Source organism: Acidobacteriota bacterium (assembly GCA_003696075.1).
In the GTDB taxonomy this organism is placed as follows: Bacteria; Acidobacteriota; Polarisedimenticolia; order J045; family J045; genus J045.
This window is the reverse complement of the sequence record RFHH01000064.1, coordinates 1-21,787: the sequence shown is the minus strand read 5'-3', so window position 1 is coordinate 21,787 and position 21,787 is coordinate 1. Positions and strand designations below refer to the sequence as shown.

The following is a 21,787-nucleotide window of genomic DNA, read 5'->3' as shown; positions in this document are numbered from 1 at the left end:
CGATCCACTCACCGGAGCCGAGGCGCAGGGAGCGGCCGGCCCGGCCGAGCTCGGCATCTACCTGTCGAGCTTCGAGACCGATCCGAGCGGCTTCGACCCGTTCACCTTCGATCAGGACGAAGCCGCCCGGGAAGCCGGGCTGAACCAGTGCCCCAATACGAACGGCACGGGACAGAACGGCCTCGGTGTCCAAGAGTGTGAATACACGGACGGCCCCCGCGTGCCCCACGTTCCCGGCCAGTACAACCCCAACTTCGAGCAGAACGCGGGCCAGATCCTCAACCTCCGCGTGCGGCTCCGGAAGCTGATCCTCTACCGGGCCGACGATCCGACCCAGCCGGTGGAAGTGGATTTCGACGGCACCCAGACACCGATCGTCGACGTGGTGCAGGCGATGCACCAGCCTCAGTTCGTCGCCACGACACAGCTCGAACCCGGCGAGTACGTCAGGATGTCGGCGGAGCTGGAGGTGGTCGACTTCGAGGCCACGCAGCTTTCGCGGCAGATCTTCCGCTGCGACAAGTCCTGCAATTTCCAGTGCCCGCGCACGCAGCGCGTGGTTCGCAACGTCTGCTATCGGGCCAGGTGCCGCCCGATTCCCGGGACGGAACGGATCACCCTTCCGATCCTGAGCGACGACTTCACCCGGCTGATCGTGGACGGCTCGCACGGGTTCAATCGCGTCATCGAGATCGAGGCCAACGCCACCTGCTCGCAGGACTATCCAGGCGATCCGACGACGTACGGCGACGGCGTCGTCTTCCTCAAGAAGTCGCAGATCATCCCCCTGGGGCCGTTCGGCTAGTCCTCGATGGGCCGGAAGGCGGTGCGCGAGGTCCACCGGGGACCTTACCCGGAGCTCACCTGGACGGCGCTTCTCGTCGGGTACGGCCTCGGGACGCTGATCACCATCTCGATCGGCTACGCCTCGCTGAAGCTCGGGTTCTCGATCGAGGGATCCGAACTCGCGGCGATCCTCGGCTGGGGGATTCTCCGGGGCCTGCTCGGCCGGACGAGCATCGTCGAGAACAACATCAATCAGACCATCGCCTCCGCGGTGAACGGAGCCTCGGCCGGCTTGATGTTCTCCGTGCCGGCCTTGCTGATCATCGGCCAGCGCGTCCCCGAGGCGGGCCGGTTCTCCTCCGTGCTGGTGGTTTTCGCCGCCATCAGCGGGGGCATCCTCGGCCTGGCTTTCGTCATCCCGCTGCGCAAGCAGATGATCGACTTCAACCGGCTGGCCTACCCGGGAGGGATCGCGGTGGCAGCGATCCTGAAGTCGCCGGGGGCGGGCCTGCGGAAGACCGCGTACATGCTGGCCGCGGCCGGGATCTCCGGGCTCGTCCACGCCGCGGTGCTGACGCTGCTGCCGGGAGAGGATCTCGACGTCGGAGCCATCCTCGGCCTGCCGCCCCTGCTCAACATCACCTTCTACCTGTCGCTGCTCACCGTCGGCACGGGCTTCCTGTCCGGGCGCGGCGGCCTCATGTTCGGACTGGGCGGTTTCATCTGCTATTTCGCGCTCTCTCCGGCGCTCGCGCGGTTCGGGGTTCCGGAGGTGCAGCGGCTGGTGGCCGAGGGGCCCGACGCGGTCCGCGTCGAGCTGTACAGGCCGCTCGGGATCGGCATTCTCATCGGAGCCGCGGTCGCGGGGGTCTTCGCCGCCTTCCCCCTGATCAGGAGCGCCTTCCGCTCGATGCAGGACGCCTCGCGGGCGCGCGGCGAGTCGCGCCTCGCCGCGGACGAGATGCCGATCAAGGCCCTGTACGTGGCGATCGCGGCCGGCTTCGTCGTGCTGGTTCTGATCGCGGATCTCGCCGTTCCGCAAATGACGCTTCCGCGTGCCGTGGCGATGGCGGTTCTCGGAACGCTCTGGATCTGGGTGGCGGGGGTGATCGTTTCCGAGTGTCTCGGACGCACCAACTGGTCGCCTTTGTCCGGAATGACGCTGATCGCTGTCACCATCCTGGTCCTCATCGCCAGCGGCCTGGGCTCGACCGCCGCGATCATCTCGTCGGTGATCGTCGGGGCGGCGATCTGTGTCGCGATCGCCCAGGCGGGGGACATGATGCTGGACCTCAAGTCCGGCTATCTGGTGGGGGCCAGCCCGCGAAAGCAGCAGATCGCCCAGATGCTGTCCACGTGGCTCGGACCCATCATCGTCATCGCGCTGATGTGGGTGCTCCACGGCGCCTACCGGATGGGAAGCGACAAACTGCCGGCGCCACAGGCAGCGGCGCTGGCGAGCACGATCGAGGTCATCATCCAGGGCGACGTGCCGAAACTGCTGTACGGTGCGGGTGCGGGTCTGGGGGCGATGCTGGCTTTCAGCGGGCTCGGGGGGATCGGCGTCCTGATCGGGCTCGGCTTCTACATGCCGTTCAACATCGTCCTCACCTATACCGTCGGGTGCCTCGCGCGGATCCATGTCCAGAGGCGGTACGGTGTGGAGTTCGTCGAGAACGTCGGGATTCCGGTCGCGGCGGGGCTGATCGTCGGCGAAGCCCTCGTCGGCGTCGGGAACGCGCTGGTGCGCATCGCGCTGGCGATGGGAGCTTGAGGCGCGGATGCGGGCCGTCGGCCACGTTCTCCTCTGGTGCGGCTTTCTCGGAGGGGCCTTCACCGCGGTCCGCTCAGGGGCCGCGCCGGCCCCATCCGCTCTGCTTCCGGCCTACCCGATCCTCCTCGCGGTGGGAATCGCGGGGGTCGTGCTGCTGCGGATGAGCGCCGGCCGGGCGCTGGCGCATGCTCCGAAAGTCGAGGGCGAGATGACCCTGATGCGAGCCGCCCTGGAACGGCTGTGCGCAGCGCTCGACCGGATGCTCGGTGAGCGCAGCTCGATCGATGTCTTCGACGTCCACGAGCGGATCGACGAGGAGCTTCTCAAGGACCTCGCCGGCTTCGCCGAGGCGCGGGAATCGATGATTCCGGCGTTCGGTCTCGAGGGGTACGCCGACGTGATGACCTGTTTCGCGGGAGCGGAGCGCCTGATCAACCGGGCATGGTCGGCGTCCGCCGACGGCTACGTGGACGAAGTGTGGGACAGCCTGGAGCAGGCCGCCACGCTCATGCGCGAGGCGCGGGACCGGTTCCTTTCGAGGGTTCCATCAGCGCGCGCCGCGCCCTGAGACGCCCGGCCGCCGTCAGGCGGGCCCGGCCCCGATCGATCGTCACCAGCTGCACGCGCCCCGCCCGCCGGAGGACTTCCTTGACGAGCGATGGCGGCCAGTGGAGATGCCGCTCCAGCGTCGAAACCGCGCTTTCCTCCTCCTCCCTCGCCGTGTCCTCGTGGTGAAGCAGATGCACGAGCAGCATGGTGGTGGCGAACTCGATCCGGAGTCGCCGGCGGCGCACGAGGCGCACGACGAGACCGCTCCGCGGCGCACCGACGAAGGCGGCGGCGAAGGCGAGTCCGGAGCAGACCGCCATGGAGCCGGCGATCGACACGTCGAGCCAACGCGCCAGCCAGTAGCCGGCCAGCGCCGAGGCGCTCCCGATCCCGAGGCTCACCGCCAGGACTCCGCCCAGCGTTTCGGCGAGCAGCGTGGCCGCGGCGGGAGGCGCAATCATCAGGGCGACGACGAGGATCGATCCCACGGCATGGAACGCCCCGACGGCGGTGACCGATACGGCGGCCATCAACGCGTAGTGGAGCGCCGTCGGCGGAAAACCGAGCATCGCCGCCTGTTCCGGATCGATCGTCGAGAGCTTGAGCTCCTTGTACAGCAGCCCGACGAACCCGAGGTCGAGAAAGAGGATGGCTCCCATGCTCCACGCCGCCTTCGGGCCCAGGTCGTATCCGCCCAGCACGAGACGGTCGAAAGGCGCCAGCGCAAGCTCCCCGAGCAGGACGGAGTCGGTGTCGAGGTGAACGCCGGACGCGTACCGGGCGATGAGGACGACCCCGGCGCTGAACGCCGCGGGGAAGACGAGCCCGATCGCAGCGTCCTCCCGGACGAGCCCCGTGCTCCTCAGCGCTTCGATCAGGGCGACCGCAGAGAGCCCGGTGAGGGCGGCTGCGGCCAGGAGGAAGGGGGAGGTGAGGGAACCGGTGGCGAAGAAGGCGAGCACCAGGCCGGGAAGCACGGCGTGGCTCACGGCATCGGCGACGAGCGACATCCTCCGGAGCACGAGGAACACGCCAGGGACGGACGCCGCCGCGGCCGTGAGCACCGCCACGAGCTGGACCTCCGCCCGGAAGTTCACCGCCGCCGCTCCGGGTGACGCGCCGCCCCGGCTCGCGCGCGTCCTTTCTCCGTGAGCCTCCAGCGGGCGCCCTCGGTCCGCTCGGCGAGCCCCTCTCGCTCGAGCTGGGCGAGCGCTTCGGCGAGTCCGGCGCGGCCCCGCGCCAACGCTCGCAGCACCCCCTCCTCGTGAGCGTGCCCGCCTTCGTCGTGCTGCAGGGAGAGGGCGTGGAGCTGCTGCAGCACCGTTTCCGCCTCGACGCGGGGCCGTGTGCCGGCGAACCGCCAGAGGAGGCCGCGGCCCGGTGCCACGACCAGCGAAACGGCCACCCAGGCGGTGGCCAGCAGGACGATCGTCGGGCCGGTGGGCAGGCGGGGCACGGCGGCGCTCAGCAACGCGCCTGCCAGCCCCGCAGCCGCGCCGAAGCCGCCCGCGAGGACCACCATCGTCCCCAGGCGCCGGGCCCACTGGCGGGCCGCCGCCGCGGGGGCGACCACCATCGCGCTCATGAGGACGACGCCCACGGTCTGGAGGCCGATCACCACCGCCACGACGATCAGGGCCGTCAACGCCACGTCGAGCGCTCCCACCGGCAGGCCGAGGCTTTCGCCATAGTCGCGGTCGAAGGCGAGGATCTTGAACTCCTTCCACAAGGCGGCCACCGCGGCGAGAGCCGCCGCGCCGAGTAGGAGCATCGCGTGCACGTCCTCCCGGAGAAGGGCGGCCGCTTGCCCGAACAGAAACCGGTCGAGGCCCGCCTGGGAAGCATCGGGCCGCTTCTGGATCGCGCTGAGGAGGACGAGCCCGAGGCCGAAGAAAGTGGACAGGGCGACGCCGAGGGCCGCGTCGAAGCGAACCCTCGACAGCCGCACGACGGCCGAGACCGCGAGAGTCGCGAGGAGCCCGGCGCAGGCCGCCCCTCCCATCAGCACCATCGGCGCCTTGCTGCCCGCGATCAGGAACGCCGCCGCCACACCCGGCAGCGCGGCGTGCGCCACCGCATCTCCCAGAAGACTCTGCCGCCGGAGCAGAGCGAAGCTCCCGAGGACGCCGCTCACCGCCCCCAGCGTGGCCGCCCCGGCGGCGATCGTCCTGAGGGTCGGATCCGAGAGCCACGGGATCATCCGCCGATCCCCTCCGGGCCCGCACGCCCGCCGAATGTCGCCCGCAGGTTGGCCTCGGTGAACACCTCGCTGACGTCTCCCTCCGCGATCGCGCGCACGTTGAGAAGGAGCACGCGGTCGAAGTAGAGCGGTACGGTCTGGAGGTCGTGGTGGACCACCACCACGGTCTTCCCCTCGGCAACCAATTTCCGGAGGACACCGATCAGCGCCCGCTCCGTCGGGGCGTCCACGCCCTGCAGCGGCTCGTCCAGCATGTAGATCTCGGCGTGCTGGACCAGGGCGCGGGCGAGGAGGACCCGCTGGCGTTGGCCTCCGGACAGCTCGCCGATCGGGCGGCGGGCGAGGTCCGCGATGCCGACCTCCTCGAGCGCCCTCCGGGCATCGCGGCGTTCCGCGGCTCCCGGGCGCCTGAACCAGCCGAGCCGGCCGTAGGTCCCCATCGTCACCATGTCGAGCACCGTGGTGGGAAAGTCCCAGTCGAGGAGGCTCCGCTGCGGCACGTAGGCGACGCGGCCGCGCGCGTGCCGTGGGGGCCGGCCTTCGATCCGGACCGTCCCGGCGACGGGCGTGACCAGTCCCAGGATGGCCCGCATCAGCGTGCTCTTTCCCGCGCCGTTCGGCCCCACGATCGCCGTTCGCGTGCCTCGCGGGATGGTGGCGTCGACGTCCCAAAGCGCCGGCTCGCCGCCGTAGGCCACGGTGAGGTCCTCGATGCGGATCGCCGCTTCCCGGTCGCTCACGGTTCGGCCTCCCGCCCGGAGCCGGCCGGGGCCGCCGCACCGAAACGGCGCCGTGGGTTCCGCCGGATCAGCGCGAAGACCTCCGAGGTCGCGAAGGATCGTGCCGCCGCGCGGCAAGCGAAGGCCGGAGGTAAGGGACATCCTTCCGGCTCCGGGGGTCGCTTCCGCGGCAGCTCCTGCGTCCCGGGAAGGCCGGGGCGGCGCCCGATTCGCCCGCGCCGGCAGATCCCTCCCGAGGCGGGAGCCCCGCTCGCGGGCCGCCGGTCATCGCCGCGCCGGGGCATCGCCGTCTCCGACCAGTCCCGCGACCAGCGTTTCGACATTGCTCCGAACCATGCCCTCGTAGGTTCCCGCCGGACTTCCCGGATCGCCCAGGGCATCCGAGTAGAGGGTCCCGCCGATCCGCACGCGCGCTCCCCTCGCGGAGGCCGCCTCGATCAGGGCCCGCACATACCGGCGCGGCACCGAGGACTCGACGAACACGGCGGGAATCTTCCTGGTGGCGATCAGCTCTGCCAGGGCCGCGACATCGGCCGCCCCCGCTTCGGCCGCCGTGTTCAGGCCGAGAAGGCCGCGCACCTCCACATGGTAAGCTCGGCCGAAGTAGGAGAACGCGTCGTGCGCAGTGATCAGAATCCGGCGCCTCGGGGGTACGGCGGCCAGCCTTTCGGCGACCCACGAGTGCAGCCGTTCGAGACGCCGGTCGTAATCGCGGGCCCTGCGCTCGATCTCCTCCGCCCGTCGCGGAAGCAGCCGGCGAAGCTCGTCGGCGGTACAGCGGGCCGCGAAGCGCCAAAGGCGGACGTCGAACCAAACGTGCGGGTCGTACACTCCGCCGAATCCGGACGCGACGATGCGCCGGTCGACCGGGATGCACTCCGCGACCGCCAACGACGGGACACCGATGCGGTCGAGCCGCTCGAGAACTTCGACCATGCGCCCCTCGAGATGAAGCCCGTTGTAGAAGACGGCGTCCGCTTCGCCGAGGCGGAGAATATCCCCCTCGCTCGGTTTGTACATGTGGGGATCGATGCCCGGCCCCATGAGAACGCTCAAGGACACCGCCTCGCCGCCGATCTCCCTCACGAGATCGGCGACGATCGACGTCGTCGCGACCGCGCGTAGGGGCGCTCCCGGTGGGCGCTCCGGCCGCGTCGAGCAGGACCAAGCGGCGGCAAGGAGGAGCAGCGCGGAGAGAACGGGGCGGACCGGTCGCAAGGGCTGACCTTCGTCGATCGGGCGCAGCATAAGGGGTCCACTGGTCCGAGACAAGCCGGTGCGCGGTCCTTCCCCGCGTTCCGGCGGGGAGGTCCGATGGCCGAAGTCGAACGCGTTCGGTTCGAGGGCTCGGCGGGCGCACCGCTCGCCGCGATCGTGGAAGCGCCGCGGTCGCCACGGGCGTTCGCGCTGTTCGCCCACTGTTTCACCTGCTCGAAGGACCTGCGTGCCGCGCGGCTGATCGCCGGCGTCCTCGTCGAGCGCGGCTTCGGCGTCGTCCGCTTCGATTTCACCGGGATCGGGGAGAGCGGAGGCGATTTCGCCGCGACGACCTTCAGCTCGAATGTAGCCGACCTGCTGGCCGCTGTGGATTTTCTGCGCGGTCGAGGGCAGGCGCCGGCCCTTCTCGTCGGGCATAGCCTCGGCGGAACGGCCGTCCTCCGTGCGGCCCCCGAGATTCCCGAGGTGCGGGCGGTGGCCACCATCGGGGCGCCGAGCGAACCGGCGCATCTGGCCGAAGTGCTCACCCGGAAGGCCGGTCCGGCCGCGGGGGAGGAGTGGGTTCTGTCGATCGGCGGCCGCCCCGTCCGGCTGCGCCGCGAACTCGTCGAGGACCTCTCCGCGAGCCGTATCCGGGAGGCGATCGCGGCACCTGGACGCGCCCTGCTGGTGATGCACTCGCCCGTCGACGAAGTGGTCGGGATCGAGCATGCGAGGAAGATCTTCGAGGCGGCGCGGCACCCGAAGAGCTTCGTCGCCCTGGACGGGGCGAGCCATCTCCTCTCGCGCGCGAGGGATGCCCGCTACGCGGGCGAGGTGATCGCCGCGTGGGCGCGGAGATATCTGCCCGAGGCCGCCTCGGAACCGGCAGGGGAGGAGCTTCCGGAAGGCGAGGTGCTCGTGAGCGAGACGGGGCCTCCCTACGCGCAGGAGATCCGTGCTGGACGCCACGTCCTCCGCGCCGACGAGCCGGAACGGGTCGGCGGGGGAGACACGGGGCCCTCCCCTTACGACCTGCTGCTGGCCGCCCTGGGGGCCTGCACGTCGATGACGCTGAGAATGTACGCCGCCAGGAAGGGGTGGCCCCTCGCCCGCGTGTCGGTGAGGCTCGATCATCGGAGGATTCACGCCGAGGACTGCGCCGACTGCGAGACGGAGAAGGGCCGGGTCGACGAGATTCGGCGGCGCATCCGGCTCGAGGGAACCCTGGACGCCGGGCAGCGCCGGCGCCTGCTCGAGATCGCGGACCGCTGTCCCGTTCACCGGACCCTGGAGGGTGAAGTCAAGATCCGGACGTCCCTGGCGGAGGAGTGACGCGCTGCGCGATCAGCCACGCGAACGCGCCGGCGGACTGGCGTCGAGGAGGATCGCGATCCACCGGAGGTCGTCCGTGTGCTCCAGCATGATCTTGACGATCATCGTCAGGGGAACGGAGAGCAGCATGCCGACCGGACCCCAGACCCATCCCCAGAAGACGAGCGAGAGGAAGACGACGAGGGGGCTCAACCCGAGCCGCCGTCCCATGAGCTGCGGTTCCACGATGTTCCCGATGACCATGTTGACCGCGACGTAGCCCAGCATGACCAGGAGCGCGTTCGCCGGTCCGTGCTGCACGGCAGCGAGCAGAATGGCGGGGACCGCGGCCAGGATCGATCCCAGTGTCGGGATGAAATTCATCACGAAGGCCGTGAGTCCCCAGAGCAGGGGGAAGTCCACCCCCAGCACGAGCAGCCATAGCGTGATCAAGACCGCGGTGGCGAGGCTGGTCAGCGTCTTGATCGCCAGGTAACGCTGCACCTCTCCGGTGATCCGCCGCAGGCGTCCGAAGTCGGCGGCCTCGTGCCCGAGCGCGGCGGCGAGCTTCTCCGGAAATCCAGCCGCCTCCAGCAAGATGAACGCCATCGTGAGCAGGACCATCACCACGTTCGACAGGGCCGACGCGACGGCCGTGATCGATCCACCGATGAAATCGAACAGCACCCCCGGGTTGACGGCGTCGATCGACATCCACTGCCGGACGTCGACGCCATGGCGTGACAGCCAGGATTCCGCTCCCCTGGCCAGCGTCTCGAGCCGTGCGCTGTAGCGGGGCGCCGCGTCGATGAATCCCGTCACCGAGCCTCCGACGAGTGCGGCGAGCCCCGCCACGACGAGAACCACGGCCGACATGGTGAGAAGAACGGATGCCCACGTCGGGAGCCTCCACCGCCGGAATGCCGCCAGCAGCGGAAGGCTGAGAACCGCGAGGAAAGCCGAGACGAGGAAGGGCTTCAAGAACACGGCCGCCGCCTGGAGCCCGGCCACCACGACCACGAGAGAAGCGAGCGTGAGCAGCACGCGCGAACCGGTGAGCCCGTTGCCGCCGTCGGCCATCCACTCCCTCCGCTCCGCGACGAATCCGGCGCACCGCCGCGGGAAGCGGGATCACCATACGCAGCCGAGGCGGGTGTGACAATCGCGGGGTGCCGGATCGCCCAGAACGCTCCCGCGGGCGGTCGGCTCGGCCGCCGCTCCCGGCGGCGCCCGGCCGCCCGCACGCCGTCCGCCTCCGGCGCGCCCCAGCGGGACGGCCCCGAGCCGGGGCGACGTCCTTCCGTCCGGGGAGGTCGTCTCGGGCCGGGCCACGGCGGCGGTATGCGCGGGTTCTCTCGCGACACCTTTCCCCTCAGGCGCGGAACGGAGTGGAACTCGAGGTCGCCCCGTCGCGCGGGGTTGGGGGGCTGCCCGATCCGCTCCGGGCCCGGACCGCTGCCCATGGAGCGGATTCCAGCGAGCCGTCCCGGGAGCTCAGCCGCGTGGACCATCCGGTTCCGGTGTCCGCGGAGCCGGGCTCCCGCTTGCGGGGTGGCCTCGCGGCCCGCCGGGAGAAGGGCGGCCGAACGCGGGGGCCCGGGGATCGAAGGCCCGGCCGGGAACGGTCGCGATGCCGGCGTGGCCGCGCCGCCCGCCCTCCACGCGACCGGACACTCGGTCCGCGCGAGGAGTGCGAGGTGCATCCCCGACGGAGGGCTCTCGCACCCCAGCTACTGAGCTCTCGGAAGTTGCGATACCGAACGGCCCGGCGCCCGCGAGATCGGGCCGAGATCGCACCCCGGGTCGGGTCGCGGCACCTCCCGCACGGGCGAGGGTGCTCTTCCCGTTCGAACGGGGCCTGCGGAAAGCCGGCGCCGAATCCGGAACCGGGGCGGCGAGCCCGCGACGACCGGCGGTTTGTCGTGGGTTCGGGTGCCGATGCGCGCCCTCGAGAAGCGACCTTCCCGTCGACCGAAGGGCGAACCGGCCCGGCGGCCCGTTCCGCCGCCCGGATCCGGCCGGAAACCGGCCGGCAGGACACCGGCCGGCAAGGGCACCGCGCAAAAATGCGGCTCAGTCTACTTGTGGCATTGGATGCACAGCATGAATCCCGGCCGTGCGAAGAGCAGCTTGGCGTGACTCGCGGCATGGGGGCGGTGGCACGTTCCGCACCACATCGGCTTTTTCGGATCGAGCGGGCTCGCCTCCGCCCGGACCGGATGCTTGACGACCGGATGGCCCCGGCCGCTGGAATCGACCGGGATGCGCGGCAGGCGCTGGAGGAAGGAGGCTTCCACCGACCGCCGGCCCTCGAAGAGCGCCGCCGCCTCCGCGTCCGCTCCACCGCCCGTCCCGGGCCCGTGGCAAGCCAGGCACAGCGCGTTCCCTTCTGCGAGAAGGAGGCGAGGGTGCGCCGAGGCGTGCGGATCGTGGCAGATGGTGCATCCCTTCTCGGTCACGGCGCCGTGAACGTGCGGCAGGCCCAGCTCGTCGCCCTGGTCCGTGTGGCAGCCCGTGCACAGATCGTTGACCGGTTCCACCAGCAGCTTTCGGTTCTCCGAGGCGTGCGGATCGTGGCACCCGTCGCAGCCGAACAGCTCGACCGCCTCGTGCGGCGTGCCGGCATCCGCGGTGGGGTCGTCGTGGCACATCACGCACAGGTCCTTCACCGACGACTCCGCGAGCTCGAACTCGTGCTTGTCCCCCTTCTGCTCGTGGCAGACATCGCAGCTCTCGTCCTCGGCGGGCGGGTGCACGACGCGCCCCCGAGCCTTGTCCGCGTGGCAACCGCTGGCGAGACAGGATTGCCCGGCGAACCCGGGCACGCCCTCGGCGACGGCCGCCGGCGAGGCCGCCGCCGCGGCGAGGATGGCGATCCGGACCAACCTGAGCGCTCTCATCGCGGCTCCCGTCAGTAGGTCTTGGGGTCGTGGTTCTTGCCGTGGCAGGTCAAGAAGCAGGCTCCGTGGAACACGCCGCGGTCCTCGAAGCGTAGCTGGCCCGAGTTGCTCGGCGAGACGATGTCGACATCGAAGTTGATCAGGTGCGAGTTCTCGGTCGCGTTGCCCTGTGTCGCGCTCACGCCATGAGGATCGTGGCACACGGTGCACGACGCGTTCTCGCCATCGATGTGGAGTCTGTGCTTCTTGAAGCTCTGGTTCCCCATGATGCTCGCCCGGTCGTGACACTTGAAGCAGAGGGCGTACATCGCATCGAAGTTGTTGCCGGTGTTTCCGTCACCCGTGTCCAGCCGCCGCTCCAGTAGATGGTTGTACGCCGAACCGTGGGGCCCGTTCGGGCCCGAGCCTCCCGCTCCCGGACCGGTGTCGTTGTTGTGGCAGTCGGTACAGCGGATGATGCTCGAGGTGGTGTACGGGGGAATCAGGCTCGGCACGTTCGGGTTCTTGCCTGCCGCTTCCACCGGGTGGTAGGAGGGGTTACCGGGATCGAACTCGAGGCGGACATTGAACTGCACGATCGCGCGGTTCGTGTAGGGTGGGTTCGGAAGCCCCGACTCCTGCGGCTTGTTGGCGCTGTCGGCATGGCACTTGTAGCAGATCTCGTACTCGAACCGCGCGGGGTCGACCAGCGCACCGGATGAGTCGATGCCCCACACGCCGCTCGTGGCACCGGTGACGTCGGGTGCGGTCGCCGACTGCGAGTAAGCCGCGTGGGGGTTGTGGCAGTCCGCGCACTCGGCGTGCCGCGCTGCCCCCGGATCGACCTCGGGCAGCGGATTCGAACTGCTCGTCGGCGACTCCGCTGCGTCGTGCACCGAGGGAGTCGTGTCGAAGGTGGGGTGGCTGTAGGCCTTGCCGAACTCCGCCGAGATGTCGAACGTGGCGACGCTGCCGTTGTGGCACTGATCGCAAGTCGCCTCCTCGACGAACTTGAGCAGCCGCTGCGGCTCGCCGCCCGTATGGGGCCGGTGACAACTCTCGCATCCGTTGTCCTGAACCGTCGTGTACCCGGTGTGCGCGCCGTTCGACGACGTGTAGGTCGCGGTGGACGACTGATGGCTCGAGGGGTTCGTCTCCCAATAATCCTTCTGATGGCAGGTCAGGCAGATCGCGGAGCCCTGGTTGACCTTGACGAGGAACTTTCGCGTCACGGGATCGATGTCCTCGGTGTGAGGCTCATGGCACGAGGTGCACTGCACCTCCCCGGCATCGTCGAGCGAGACGGGGTCCCCCGGCGGGGGATCCTTCGTCTCGGTGTTCGACGGATTCGGCTGGAACGACACCGGGTGGTCGTCGGCGAGGTCCACCCCGAGGTTCGAGGGGCCGGCGGGCATGACACCCCCGGGTCCCGTGTTGAGCAGCCCGATCAGTCCATCGTTCACCGTCTGGCCGAGGGCCACCGTCCCGTCGTGACAGCTCAGGCAGAGCTTGGAAGCCCCGGTGGGCTGCGGCAGTGGCGTGGTGACGGTCAACGTGGAGCTGGAGTAGGTGGAGTACGTGGCGCCCGAAGTCGCATGATTCCACAGGGGCACCGCCGGCTGAGCGTTGTGAGGCGTGTGGCAGAACACGCAGACCCGGCTTTCCGTATCGGAAACGATCGTGCCCGGCCCGGACACGGAGAGGTTGTGTTTCGTGGAGCGGACGTCCCCCGCCGGAGCCGGCGACGCGGCCACGGCGGCCAGGGCCAGGGCGGTCATCGTGCCGATTCTGTGTCTCATCCGAGATCGTTCTCCGTCCCTCTGTCACCCAGGAAAGTCAGGATCTGGAGCCGGTGATTCGCGGAGTCGGCGACGAAAATCCGGTCGTCGTCGATATGGATTCCCGCCGGAAGCCAGAACTCCCCTGGTCCCGTTCCCGATCCACCGACCACGGTCAGCAGCGAGCCGCGCCGATCGAAGATCTGGATCACGTCATGGAGGGCATCGACGACATAGATGTGCCCCTCGCTATCGACGGCCACGCCCTTGATCTTGTCGAAGCGCCCCGCCACAGTACCCGGTTCGCCGAACGCGCCGAGGAACCGTCCCTCCGGGCCGAGGACCTGGATGCGGAAGTTCATCGAGTCGCCGACGTACACGGTCCCCGCTCGGTCGACGGCGACCGATACGGGGTAGTTGAACTCGCCGGGACCCGTGCCGCGGCGGCCGATGATGCGGGCCTCCCCCGTCGCCGGTTCGAACCGGATCAGGTGGTGTTCCGCGGTGTCGACGATCCAGAGGAATCGGTGGGTCCGGTCGTAGGCCAGACCCGTCGGCCGTCCGAGCGGCGGCAGGTCGAGGTCGCCGCGCCACTTTCCTCCGTCGCTGAACACCGATACCCGCCGGGCCATCGAATCGGAAACGTACAGACGGCCGTTCCCGTCGGATGCCAGCCCGACCGGGGAGAGAAGGGGCTCGCGGCCGGCGCGCGTGATCCGCTTGTAACGGTTCCGGGCCGTGTCGAACAGGTGCACGGCGTGGGCGTCGGGATCCGCCACGGCGAGGCCCCCGTCGGCGATCGTGACGACCGCGAAAGGCCGCCGCATCAGGCGGGAAGTGCGGCCGCGCACCGCCCACTCCAGGAATCGCCGGATCATCCCCCGCCTTATCCCCAGATCGCGCGGCTCCCGAACCGTGGTCACGTAACGGACGCGCGCCCGATCGGGCGGTGGCGGCCAGGCCGGTGCCTGGGCCGCGGGCCGAAGCGTTTCCGGGGGTACCGGGTGGCACGCCTGGGCAGCGGCGAACAGCGCCGAGGCGAGGGTCAATGCGAGGACTGGCCGCCCGCGCTGCATGTCAGAGGAACTTCCGGCTGATCCGGACGAGCCACGTGTCGTCGGAGAAGCTCGTCGTGTTGTCGCGCTCGTATCGCGAGTAGCCGAGGCTGAACGTCCACACGCGGAACACCCAGTCGATTTCGGGGTGGAAGCTCAGGATCTCCTCGCGGCCGATGCTGGTGAAATGACGCCGCTCGTAACGCCCCTCGGCGCGCAGTCTCAGCCGCCGTGCAATCCGCCACCGCAGGCCCGCGATCAGCGAGTCCGAGGAGTTGACCAGGTCGGCTCCCGGCGTGAACGGTGTTCCCAGCGCGGGATCGGGGATGAAATCGGAGATGCCGTCGGTGGTGGCGAGGTTGACGGTGAGCGCCAGCCTCCTCCCGGTGAGGGTCGATTCCAGCCCGTACGTGCGCGACTCCTGGACGCCGTAATCGAAGGTGTCGCGGGTCACGTCGCGGACATAGGCCATCGTGCGGCCGCGAAGCGTCCCTGCCAGCGGGCCCTCCACGCCCAGGCTGAGATAGTTCTCGTCGCGCGAGAACCCCACCCCTGTCACGTCCGTCTCGTCCTCTCTCCGCGACAGCGTCGAGAAGAACTGACCCCCCCGCCGCATCGGAACGCGAAGGTCCAGCTCGGTCGCCCGATTCAGCAGGTCGCGCCCGGGGCCCTCGCTGAAGTCGGTTTGGTTGTACCCGAGGGTGGCGGTCCAGCTCAGCTCCAACCGGTCCCACGCGCGGTTGAACCGGACCCCGGCGTTCGCGCCGGCGATGTCCTCCGTGAGGCGTCCGGAGGAGGTCGTCGTGTCGATCGCGCCGAAGGCCGCTCCGGAGAGCACCTCCCAGTGATCGCCGATCAGGAAGCGCGCATCCCCGCGCAGGTTCTGGCTGGTCGAGTCCACGAACCGGCCGTCGTTGCGGTTGTACTCGTAGGAGAAGGTCCAGCCCGCCCGCCTCCGCCGTGGCACATCGACGACGGTGGTGAAGCGGTCGATGGTGAGCTCGTCCTTCACGCCGCTGCTGAAGACGGCATTCGAAAGGGTGTGGTAGACGTTCGACAGCCAGGTGACGCCGCTGTCGAACCGCGTGCGCTGGGTCAGCGCGAAGTCGTCCCGATCGAACCGGCTGCCGTTCACGAGCTCCTTCTGATCATGGAACCCGTAGCGAGCGATCAACTCGGAGCGCTTCCAGCGCTTGCGGTACTCCGCCAGCCCGACTCGCCGCCGCTCCGCCAGGGCCACCGGTGCGAGTAGATCGAATCCGGTCCGCTCGAAGGAAACCCTGACATGCTGTGTGTCGCCGACGGCGAGGTTCCACTCCGCACCCCAAGCCGCGTTCTCCCGATCGCTGTCGGCGAGGGCGATCGCTGCCACGTTGGTGGTGGAGCGGCGGGCGAACAGGCGCAGGGGGAAGGGCCGGTTGGGAAAGAAGGTCAGCGCGGCCCGGTAGCCCCACGTGTCCGAGTCGAGCTGGACGCCGTCCCGGTCGCGATCGGTCCGGTACAGGTCGAGGCCGATCTCGTAGCGGCTGAAGCGCGGGTCCCAGAGGGTCCCGAGCAGGTCGAGGGAGTACTTCTGCCGGAACGAAGAGAAGGTTGCCGAGGTCCCCCGGGACGTGCTGTCGCTCCGGTAGTACTCCCAATCGGCGGAGGCGCCGAGCCGCCGCCCCCAGGACTGCGGCAGCGATCAGGACCGTGGCTGCGCTCCGCCGTCCGGCGGTCGCGCCCGGTGCGTCCCCCCTCCCGGTCACGGTTCCGCCGCTACTTCACGTGGCACGTCAGGCAAAGCTGACTGCCCTGGTTCGTCTTCGTGAGGAACGGTTCGTTGGTGTTGTTGTGAGGATCGTGACAGCTCGCGCACTGGACCTTCCCGTTGAAGAGCGGCACCGTATGCGCGGCGTCCACCCACATCGAAGACTCCGGGGTGTTGAGCTCTCCGTCCGCCGCGGCCAGCGCGGAGTCGTAAGTGAAGTTCACCGGATGGTCGTCGGCGAGGCTCGTCCCCATGTTCGTCGGACGCGAGGGAAGGATCTTGCCGGCGGCGTCGAGCTCGTTCCCCGACCCCATCGTCGGGTTGCCGCCGGTGTCGTTGGCGGGGTTCCCCAGGTCGTTCACCCCCACCGTGCCGTCGTGGCAGCTCATGCACAGGTTGGACACGTCGGTGCCGCCGCCGATGTCGCTCACGTCACTGGCATCGAGCGTCGGCGACGAGTAGACCCCGTACGAGGCGACGGACGACTGGGTGTGGTTCCACAGCGGAGCGGACGGGCTCGCACGGTGCGGGGTGTGGCAGAAGACGCAGATCTGGTCTTCGTCGGTGGAGTGATCGGCGATCTGGTCCGCTCCTGCCGTGGCGGAGAGGTTGTGCTTGGTGTCGACGACGCTCGACTGCGCCGCCGCAGGAGCCGCCGCGAGAGCCAAAATCACCGTGACGGCGGCAAGATGAAGAAGAGGATTGCGCATCGCTTCTTTCTCCTTCCTCGACCTCGCTGAACGCGGTCAGCGGCCCGCAGGGCCGGGGGAGGCTCGGTGGGATGCGGCGGGCGCGCCCATCGCGCCGCCGCCGGGGCCTGCGGGCGCCCCCGCCGGCCCCTGCTCGAGGTACTGGAAGATCTGCACCCGCCGGTTGACCTGATCGGCGACGTAGATCCGGTCGTCGCCGTCGATGTGCATTCCGGCGGGAAGCCAGAACTCGCCGGCCTGCCGTCCGAGCTGTCCCACGAAGAGGAGCAGCCGGGCCTGCTGGTCGAAGATCTGGAAGTTGTTGAACGCGGCGTCGACCACGTAGACGTGATCTTCGCTGTCCACCGCGATTCCCTTCGGCCGGTGGAAGTTCCCCAGGGCGTCGCCGGCCCGGCCGAATTTCCTCACGAACGAGCCGTCGGGAGCGAACACCTGGACCCGGAAGTTCCCCGTGTCCACCACGTAGACGCGCCCCTGTCGATCCAGGGCGACGTTGGTCGGGAAGTTGAACTCGCCGTCCCCGGTGCCGCGGCGACCCCACGTTTCGAGCAGCGTTCCGTCCGCCGTGGAGTAGATGAACAGCGCGTGTCTGTGGCTGTCGGCGACGTAGAGGCGCCCGCGCGCCGCGTCGAGGGCGATGCCGGCCGGGTTGGCGAGCTTCTCGCGGGAGCCGAGGACCATGAGGATCTCCCGGTCGGGTCCGTAGACGACGACGCGGTCGAGATCGACATCGGAGACATAGAGCCGCCCGTCCGGACCCACGGCCACGCCGATGGGCGTGACGAGGCGGACCCTTCCCTCCCGTCCGATCAGCGTCACCTTGCGGGCGGTCCGATCGAAGACGACGACAGCACCGAGCCCCGTGTCGGTGACGTAGACCCGCCCCGAGCTGTCGGTCGTGACGCCGTACGGCTTCACGAGCGAGATGCCGCGATCCCGGTCGGGTCCGAGAAGGAAACGCTTGAACCGGCTTTGCTTGCGCTTGAAATCCTGCGAGCCGTGCAGCGCTCCCACGTACCGGATGCGTGGCGGGTCGGGCGGCAGCGGCCAGACGAGCGGAGCCTTCGCGGCGGACTCCGCTTCCTCTTTCTTCTTGTGCTTGGCCTGCGCCGGCGTTCCCCCGAACGCGACGAGCGCGACGAGGATCAGCGCGAGCGCGGTTCCGCCTGCCGGACGGCGCTGTTCCATCCCGGGCCAGCTCCTCGCGGGCACGGGATTCCCCCGATACGACGCCTGCCGGGAGAACGCCCCGCGGATGTTCGACGGGGCAACGTTGGCGCACCATAGCGGTGCGATTCAAGTCGCCCGACTTGATCTCGATCAAGAGCGCACCGGAACGGGTCCGGCCGGATCGCTCAGGCGGGATCGGTGACAGGCGCGATCGTGCCGCGCATCCTCGCGATCACTCGAAGGGTCAGGAGGATTGCCGCCGAGCCGAGCCCCAAGGAAAGGCCGACCCACATCCCCCGAGCTCCCATCCCGGCGGGAAAGGTGAGGTAGTACCCCGCTGGGAGCCCGACGAGCCAGTACCCGAGCAAGGCCAGGACCGCCGGGATCCTCGTGTCGGCCGCACCTCGCAGGACCCCTCCCGCGACCGCCTGGAGGCCGTCGGCGACCTGGAACAGGCCCGCGATCGGCAGCAGCCCCACGGCCACGCGAATCACCTCGGCGTCCGGAGTGTAGGCGCGGGCGAGCCCGAGAGGGAAGGACAGGAACGCCGCGGCGGAGACGGTCATGACCGCCGTCCCGAGACCCATGGCGACCGCCGCCGCCCGCCGGGCGGCGGCCATGTCGCCGCGGCCGATCGCCTGGCCGACCCGGGCGGCGGCGGCGCCCGAGATTCCCCAGGGCACCATGAACGTGAGCGCGGCCATGTTCAGCGCGATCTGGTGCCCGGCGAGAGCGATCGGGCCCACCATCCCGACGATCAGCGTGGCCCCGGTGAACATCCAGACTTCCAGCGTCACGTGGATCCCGATCGGGATCCCGACCGCGAGGATCGTCCGGTACGAACTCCAGCGCCTGAGCCACGCGGGGGTCCGGTCCCAGAAAGCGGCGAGGGGCCGTCGCGCATCCGCGATCAGCACCACGAGCGACACCCATCGGGACAGGGCGGTGGCCGCCGCCGATCCCGTCACGCCCAGCGCCGGGAAGCCGAGGCGGCCGAAGATCAGCACCCAGTTGGCGAGCACGTTGACCGCGTTCCCCGACAGCACGGCGGTCAGTGCGGGCCGGACCCGGCCCGTCGCCTGCAGGGACTGCCGCACGACGACGAACCAGAGAAAGGCCGCGTTGCCCGGAATCAACGCCCGGAGATAGTCGGAGCAGCCGGCGATCACCGCGGGGTCCTGGCCGAGGCGGCGGAGCAGGGGGCGGGCATCCCACATCGCAAGGGACACGGGGACTGCGAGAACCGCTGCCAGGGCCAGTGCCCGGCGGAAACGGCGGGAGAGGGCCGAGCGGTCGCCCGCTCCGTACGCCTGGGCGATCAGGGGATCGACAGCCATCAGCAGTCCCATCGGAAAGACGAGCAGGCCGAAGCCGATCGAATTGCCGAGACCCCCGGCCGCGAGCGCCGCCGCCGAGTACCGTCCGAGCATCATCGTGTCGACGACGCCCATGGCCACCAGACCCAGCTGGACGGCCACCACCGGAGCGGCGAGCCGCACCATGGCGCGGATCTCTTCACCGAGCGCGGCCCGCTCGAACCCCATCGCGTCCCTCCGCCGGGCGGTGGCGCATGATAATGGGCGGCCCGGAGACCGAGGGGGCCGTTCCGGAGCGGATCCCGGCGCTCGGCCGGGTGCCGGACGAGGGAGGGCGTGCAGCGTGCGGGTGAGAGCGGTCATCGCCGCGTTCGCTGCCCTCGCCCCCGCGTGCGCTTCCGCGCCGGCGCCCTTCGACACGACCGCCGAGGGGTTCGCCATCTACCGCAGCGGCCGCCTGTCGCGGGGCGAGCTGCGCGCGCTGTGCGCGGAGGGGGTGCGGGAGATCGTCGTTCTCGACGGCACGGCGTGGCGGAGGGAATGCCGCTGGCGGAACGAGGTCTGCCCCGGACTCCGCGTCCGCTGGGACGAAGCCCAGGACCCGGATCGTCCCGTCGACGCCGCGTTCCTCCGGGCGTTCGATGCCTGGGTGGAGGAGGCCCGCCGGGAGGGCAAGCGGATCGCCTTCCGGTGCTGGCAGGGGTGGCACCGGGCGGGCCGCCTCGCCGCTTACTACAGGATCCGATTCGACGGCTGGACCGCCGAGGCGGCGATCCGCGAGATGCATCGCCGTGGCCGCATGATGGCGGCTCACCCGGGGCTCGATCCCCAGGTCCGGGCTCTCGCCGACTTCGCTGCGGGCCGGACGTGCAGCGTCGACCTCCGCTACTGCGTGGCCGGCGACGCCCCGGCCGAGGCGAGCTTTCCGGAGGACGCCTGCCCGGCAGATCTCCGGCCTTCCTCCTCCGGTCAGTAGCGCATCATGGCGAACAGCGGCTGCCGGAGCACCGCCTCGTAGCGCGGCCTGAGGCGTTCCTTGACGTAGAAACGGTCGACATCCACGACCTTCTTCTTGGCGGTCACCTCGCTGATCGGAACCGTGTCGTAGCGCCCGTCTCTCAGCGCGACCAGCAGGCCTTTCTTCCGCGCCAGGATCAGATCGAGCGCGAGGTTGCCGAAGGCGACAGGCACGATCGAGTCGAGCGCGTCCGGTTCCCCGCAGCGCACCAGGTAGCTCAGGCGCTGGTTGACGACGTTGATCCTGACGCCGTGGTTGTACCGCGGCGACAGCTCTTTGAGGGCCGCGGAGACCTTGTCACCGACACCCCCCAGCTTCTTGTGGCCGTAGGCGTCCGTTTCCTCCGACTCGAAGGTCATCGTGTCGCCCCGCATCCTCGCTCCTTCGGAAACGAGGACCACCGCGTAGCGGCTGGGATTGCGCCGCCGGTCGGCAACGAGGAGTTCCGTCAGAAGCTCGATGTCGAACGGCCACTCGGGAATCACGCACCGGTCCGCCACCCCGGCCATCGCCGGAACGAGCGCCGTGAAGCCGGCGTACCGGCCGAACACCTCGATCACCAGGAATCGCTCGTGCGATCCCGCCGTCGTCCGGAGCCGGTTCGTCAGCTCGATGGTGCGCGTGACACACGTGCTGAAACCGATGCAGTAGTCGGTCCCAGGGACGTCGTTGTCCATCGTCTTGGGGATGGCGATGACGTTGACCCCCTCCTGCGCCAGACGCTCTCCGTAGCTCAGCGTGTCGTCGCCGCCGATCGGAATCAGGTAGTCGAGACCCAGGAACTCGATGTTCCGCAGGACCTCGGGCGTGACGTCGTTGATCTCCTCCCGGTATCGGCTGCGGAGGTGCTCGGGGACGCGCGACCTCGGCAGATGGCTCGGACGCACGCGTGAGGTGTGGAGGAAGGTCCCGCCGGTGCGACCGAATCGCGCCGTGAGGGGCTCGTCCAGCGGGATCACGTGCTCCGAATTGTCGGCGCCGCGCTCGGGCACCAGGTCGACCAGTCCGGCCCACCCGCGCCGGATACCGAGGACGTCGTATCCCTCCCGGAGAGCCCGGAACGTCACCGCCCGGATCGCCGGATTCAGGCCCGGGACGTCCCCGCCGCCGGTGAGAATGCCGATCCTGCCCTTCTTCGCGCCTGGCATCGCTTCTTCTCCCGGAGCTCTTTCAGCCCTTCCGGTGGCACTGGGTGCACTTCCGCGGGCCGCGGCCCCTCTCGACGTGGCACGCACGGCACCGTTCGTGGGCGGCGGCCTTCATCGTGGAAACGCCTCCGACACCGTGGCATTCGCGGCACGCCCGGGGCCGCGCCTCCCCTTCACGGTCGTGATGGCACACCTGGCACTCGAGGAATCCCTGGTGCCGGCGGTGGGGGAAGCTCACAGGGCCAAGGCGGGCCGGCAGTCGAACCGTCTCCGGCCCTCGCGCATCGGTGCCCGAAGGAGGAGGACTCGCCGCGGGCTCGGGGGACGACTCCGCCCCGGAGGGGGAGGACGGCTGCGGCGTCGCCTCGCGTTTCCCAGCGCCGGCCGGGGCGGCCGCCGGTGG

20 protein-coding genes are annotated in these 21,787 nt (G+C 69.8%); 5 read left to right on the top strand and 15 right to left on the bottom strand.

Annotated elements, in window-relative coordinates; genetic code table 11:
* From D6718_04290 to D6718_04280, 3 genes are all read left to right on the top strand, one after another.
* Positions 1 to 805: hypothetical protein (locus D6718_04290; GenBank protein ID RMG47205.1), on the top strand; the 805-nt coding region annotated here is incomplete at its 5' end.
* A 6-nt stretch (positions 806 to 811) separates the two neighbouring features.
* Positions 812 to 2,560 carry an oligopeptide transporter OPT family protein gene (locus tag D6718_04285; GenBank protein RMG47204.1) on the top strand — a complete coding sequence of 583 codons (1,749 nt, stop codon included), beginning with the start codon at positions 812 to 814 and terminating at the stop codon, positions 2,558 to 2,560.
* Positions 2,561 to 2,567: 7 nt separating this feature from the next.
* On the top strand, positions 2,568 to 3,128 hold the full coding sequence (locus tag D6718_04280; GenBank protein RMG47203.1) for a hypothetical protein: 561 nt from the start codon (positions 2,568 to 2,570) through the stop codon (positions 3,126 to 3,128).
* Here the strand turns inward: D6718_04280 and D6718_04275 are convergent.
* Genes D6718_04275 through D6718_04255 form a run of 5 tightly spaced genes read right to left on the bottom strand, consistent with a single transcriptional unit; the run spans position 3,067 to position 7,297 of the window.
* Positions 3,067 to 4,206, bottom strand: a complete 1,140-nt coding sequence (locus tag D6718_04275) for a metal ABC transporter permease (protein RMG47202.1) — start codon at positions 4,204 to 4,206, stop codon at positions 3,067 to 3,069. The two genes, D6718_04280 and D6718_04275, sit on opposite strands and share 62 nt — an antisense overlap.
* A complete protein-coding gene (locus D6718_04270; GenBank protein RMG47201.1) occupies positions 4,203 to 5,309 on the bottom strand; it encodes a metal ABC transporter permease in 1,107 nt (368 codons plus the stop codon). The genes D6718_04275 and D6718_04270 overlap by 4 nt, the downstream gene beginning before the upstream one ends.
* On the bottom strand, positions 5,306 to 6,049 hold the full coding sequence (locus D6718_04265) for a metal ABC transporter ATP-binding protein (protein ID RMG47200.1): 744 nt from the start codon (positions 6,047 to 6,049) through the stop codon (positions 5,306 to 5,308). The genes D6718_04270 and D6718_04265 overlap by 4 nt, the downstream gene beginning before the upstream one ends.
* On the bottom strand, positions 6,046 to 6,333 hold the full coding sequence (locus D6718_04260) for a hypothetical protein (protein RMG47199.1): 288 nt from the start codon (positions 6,331 to 6,333) through the stop codon (positions 6,046 to 6,048). The genes D6718_04265 and D6718_04260 overlap by 4 nt, the downstream gene beginning before the upstream one ends.
* Complete coding sequence (locus D6718_04255; GenBank protein RMG47198.1) at positions 6,314 to 7,297, bottom strand: manganese transporter; 984 nt, start codon at positions 7,295 to 7,297, stop codon at positions 6,314 to 6,316. Before D6718_04255 ends, D6718_04260 begins: the two co-directional genes overlap by 20 nt.
* A gap of 66 nt (positions 7,298 to 7,363) precedes the next feature.
* Between D6718_04255 and D6718_04250 the strand changes: the two genes are divergently transcribed.
* Positions 7,364 to 8,581, top strand: a complete 1,218-nt coding sequence (locus D6718_04250; protein ID RMG47197.1) for an alpha/beta fold hydrolase — start codon at positions 7,364 to 7,366, stop codon at positions 8,579 to 8,581.
* 12 nt (positions 8,582 to 8,593) lie between these two features.
* On the opposite strand, the gene D6718_04245 is transcribed toward D6718_04250, so the two are convergent.
* The 8 genes from D6718_04245 to D6718_04210 all read right to left on the bottom strand — a co-directional run bounded on the left by D6718_04245 (position 8,594) and on the right by D6718_04210 (position 19,659).
* A complete protein-coding gene (locus D6718_04245) occupies positions 8,594 to 9,640 on the bottom strand; it encodes an AI-2E family transporter (protein RMG47196.1) in 1,047 nt (348 codons plus the stop codon).
* 998 nt (positions 9,641 to 10,638) lie between these two features.
* Positions 10,639 to 11,460: a hypothetical protein gene (locus D6718_04240; protein RMG47195.1), complete on the bottom strand. Its 822-nt coding sequence runs from the start codon at positions 11,458 to 11,460 to the stop codon at positions 10,639 to 10,641.
* An 11-nt stretch (positions 11,461 to 11,471) separates the two neighbouring features.
* On the bottom strand, positions 11,472 to 13,238 hold the full coding sequence (locus D6718_04235; protein RMG47194.1) for a hypothetical protein: 1,767 nt from the start codon (positions 13,236 to 13,238) through the stop codon (positions 11,472 to 11,474).
* On the bottom strand, positions 13,235 to 14,095 hold the full coding sequence (locus D6718_04230) for a 6-bladed beta-propeller (protein RMG47193.1): 861 nt from the start codon (positions 14,093 to 14,095) through the stop codon (positions 13,235 to 13,237). The genes D6718_04235 and D6718_04230 overlap by 4 nt, the downstream gene beginning before the upstream one ends.
* Positions 14,096 to 14,294: 199 nt before the next feature.
* On the bottom strand, positions 14,295 to 15,644 hold the full coding sequence (locus D6718_04225; protein ID RMG47192.1) for a hypothetical protein: 1,350 nt from the start codon (positions 15,642 to 15,644) through the stop codon (positions 14,295 to 14,297).
* Positions 15,645 to 16,030: 386 nt separating this feature from the next.
* The gene (locus D6718_04220; protein RMG47191.1) at positions 16,031 to 16,732 is read right to left on the bottom strand and encodes a cytochrome C; all 702 of its coding nucleotides are present in this window, start codon (positions 16,730 to 16,732) and stop codon (positions 16,031 to 16,033) included.
* A 36-nt stretch (positions 16,733 to 16,768) separates the two neighbouring features.
* The gene (locus D6718_04215) at positions 16,769 to 17,920 is read right to left on the bottom strand and encodes a 6-bladed beta-propeller (protein ID RMG47190.1); all 1,152 of its coding nucleotides are present in this window, start codon (positions 17,918 to 17,920) and stop codon (positions 16,769 to 16,771) included.
* A 167-nt stretch (positions 17,921 to 18,087) separates the two neighbouring features.
* On the bottom strand, positions 18,088 to 19,659 hold the full coding sequence (locus D6718_04210) for an MATE family efflux transporter (GenBank protein ID RMG47189.1): 1,572 nt from the start codon (positions 19,657 to 19,659) through the stop codon (positions 18,088 to 18,090).
* A gap of 55 nt (positions 19,660 to 19,714) precedes the next feature.
* Here D6718_04210 and D6718_04205 point away from each other — a divergent pair, with 55 nt between their 5' ends.
* Positions 19,715 to 20,194 (top strand): hypothetical protein, encoded by a 480-nt coding sequence (locus D6718_04205; protein ID RMG47188.1) that lies wholly within the window; start codon positions 19,715 to 19,717, stop codon positions 20,192 to 20,194.
* Here D6718_04205 and D6718_04200 read toward each other — a convergent pair.
* Positions 20,188 to 21,384: an ATP-dependent 6-phosphofructokinase gene (locus D6718_04200; GenBank protein ID RMG47187.1), complete on the bottom strand. Its 1,197-nt coding sequence runs from the start codon at positions 21,382 to 21,384 to the stop codon at positions 20,188 to 20,190. The genes D6718_04205 and D6718_04200 overlap by 7 nt on opposite strands.
* A gap of 22 nt (positions 21,385 to 21,406) precedes the next feature.
* Complete coding sequence (locus tag D6718_04195) at positions 21,407 to 21,643, bottom strand: hypothetical protein (GenBank protein RMG47186.1); 237 nt, start codon at positions 21,641 to 21,643, stop codon at positions 21,407 to 21,409.
* Positions 21,644 to 21,787 lie beyond the last annotated feature (144 nt).

Coding starts and splice junctions, on each gene's coding strand:
- D6718_04240 (RMG47195.1), bottom strand. CDS start 11,460: ATGAGAGCGCTCAGGTTGGTCCGGATCGCCATCCTCGCCGCGGCGGCG.
- D6718_04200 (RMG47187.1), bottom strand. CDS start 21,384: ATGCCAGGCGCGAAGAAGGGCAGGATCGGCATTCTCACCGGCGGCGGG.
- D6718_04230 (RMG47193.1), bottom strand. CDS start 14,095: ATGATCCGGCGATTCCTGGAGTGGGCGGTGCGCGGCCGCACTTCCCGC.
- D6718_04280 (RMG47203.1), top strand. CDS start 2,568: ATGCGGGCCGTCGGCCACGTTCTCCTCTGGTGCGGCTTTCTCGGAGGG.
- D6718_04250 (RMG47197.1), top strand. CDS start 7,364: ATGGCCGAAGTCGAACGCGTTCGGTTCGAGGGCTCGGCGGGCGCACCG.
- D6718_04285 (RMG47204.1), top strand. CDS start 812: ATGGGCCGGAAGGCGGTGCGCGAGGTCCACCGGGGACCTTACCCGGAG.
- D6718_04270 (RMG47201.1), bottom strand. CDS start 5,309: ATGATCCCGTGGCTCTCGGATCCGACCCTCAGGACGATCGCCGCCGGG.
- D6718_04260 (RMG47199.1), bottom strand. CDS start 6,333: ATGCCCCGGCGCGGCGATGACCGGCGGCCCGCGAGCGGGGCTCCCGCC.
- D6718_04245 (RMG47196.1), bottom strand. CDS start 9,640: ATGGCCGACGGCGGCAACGGGCTCACCGGTTCGCGCGTGCTGCTCACG.
- D6718_04220 (RMG47191.1), bottom strand. CDS start 16,732: ATGCGCAATCCTCTTCTTCATCTTGCCGCCGTCACGGTGATTTTGGCT.
- D6718_04255 (RMG47198.1), bottom strand. CDS start 7,297: ATGCTGCGCCCGATCGACGAAGGTCAGCCCTTGCGACCGGTCCGCCCC.
- D6718_04235 (RMG47194.1), bottom strand. CDS start 13,238: ATGAGACACAGAATCGGCACGATGACCGCCCTGGCCCTGGCCGCCGTG.
- D6718_04210 (RMG47189.1), bottom strand. CDS start 19,659: ATGGCGAACCCCTCGGCGGTCGTGTCGAAGGGCGCCGGCGCGGAAGCG.
- D6718_04215 (RMG47190.1), bottom strand. CDS start 17,920: ATGGAACAGCGCCGTCCGGCAGGCGGAACCGCGCTCGCGCTGATCCTC.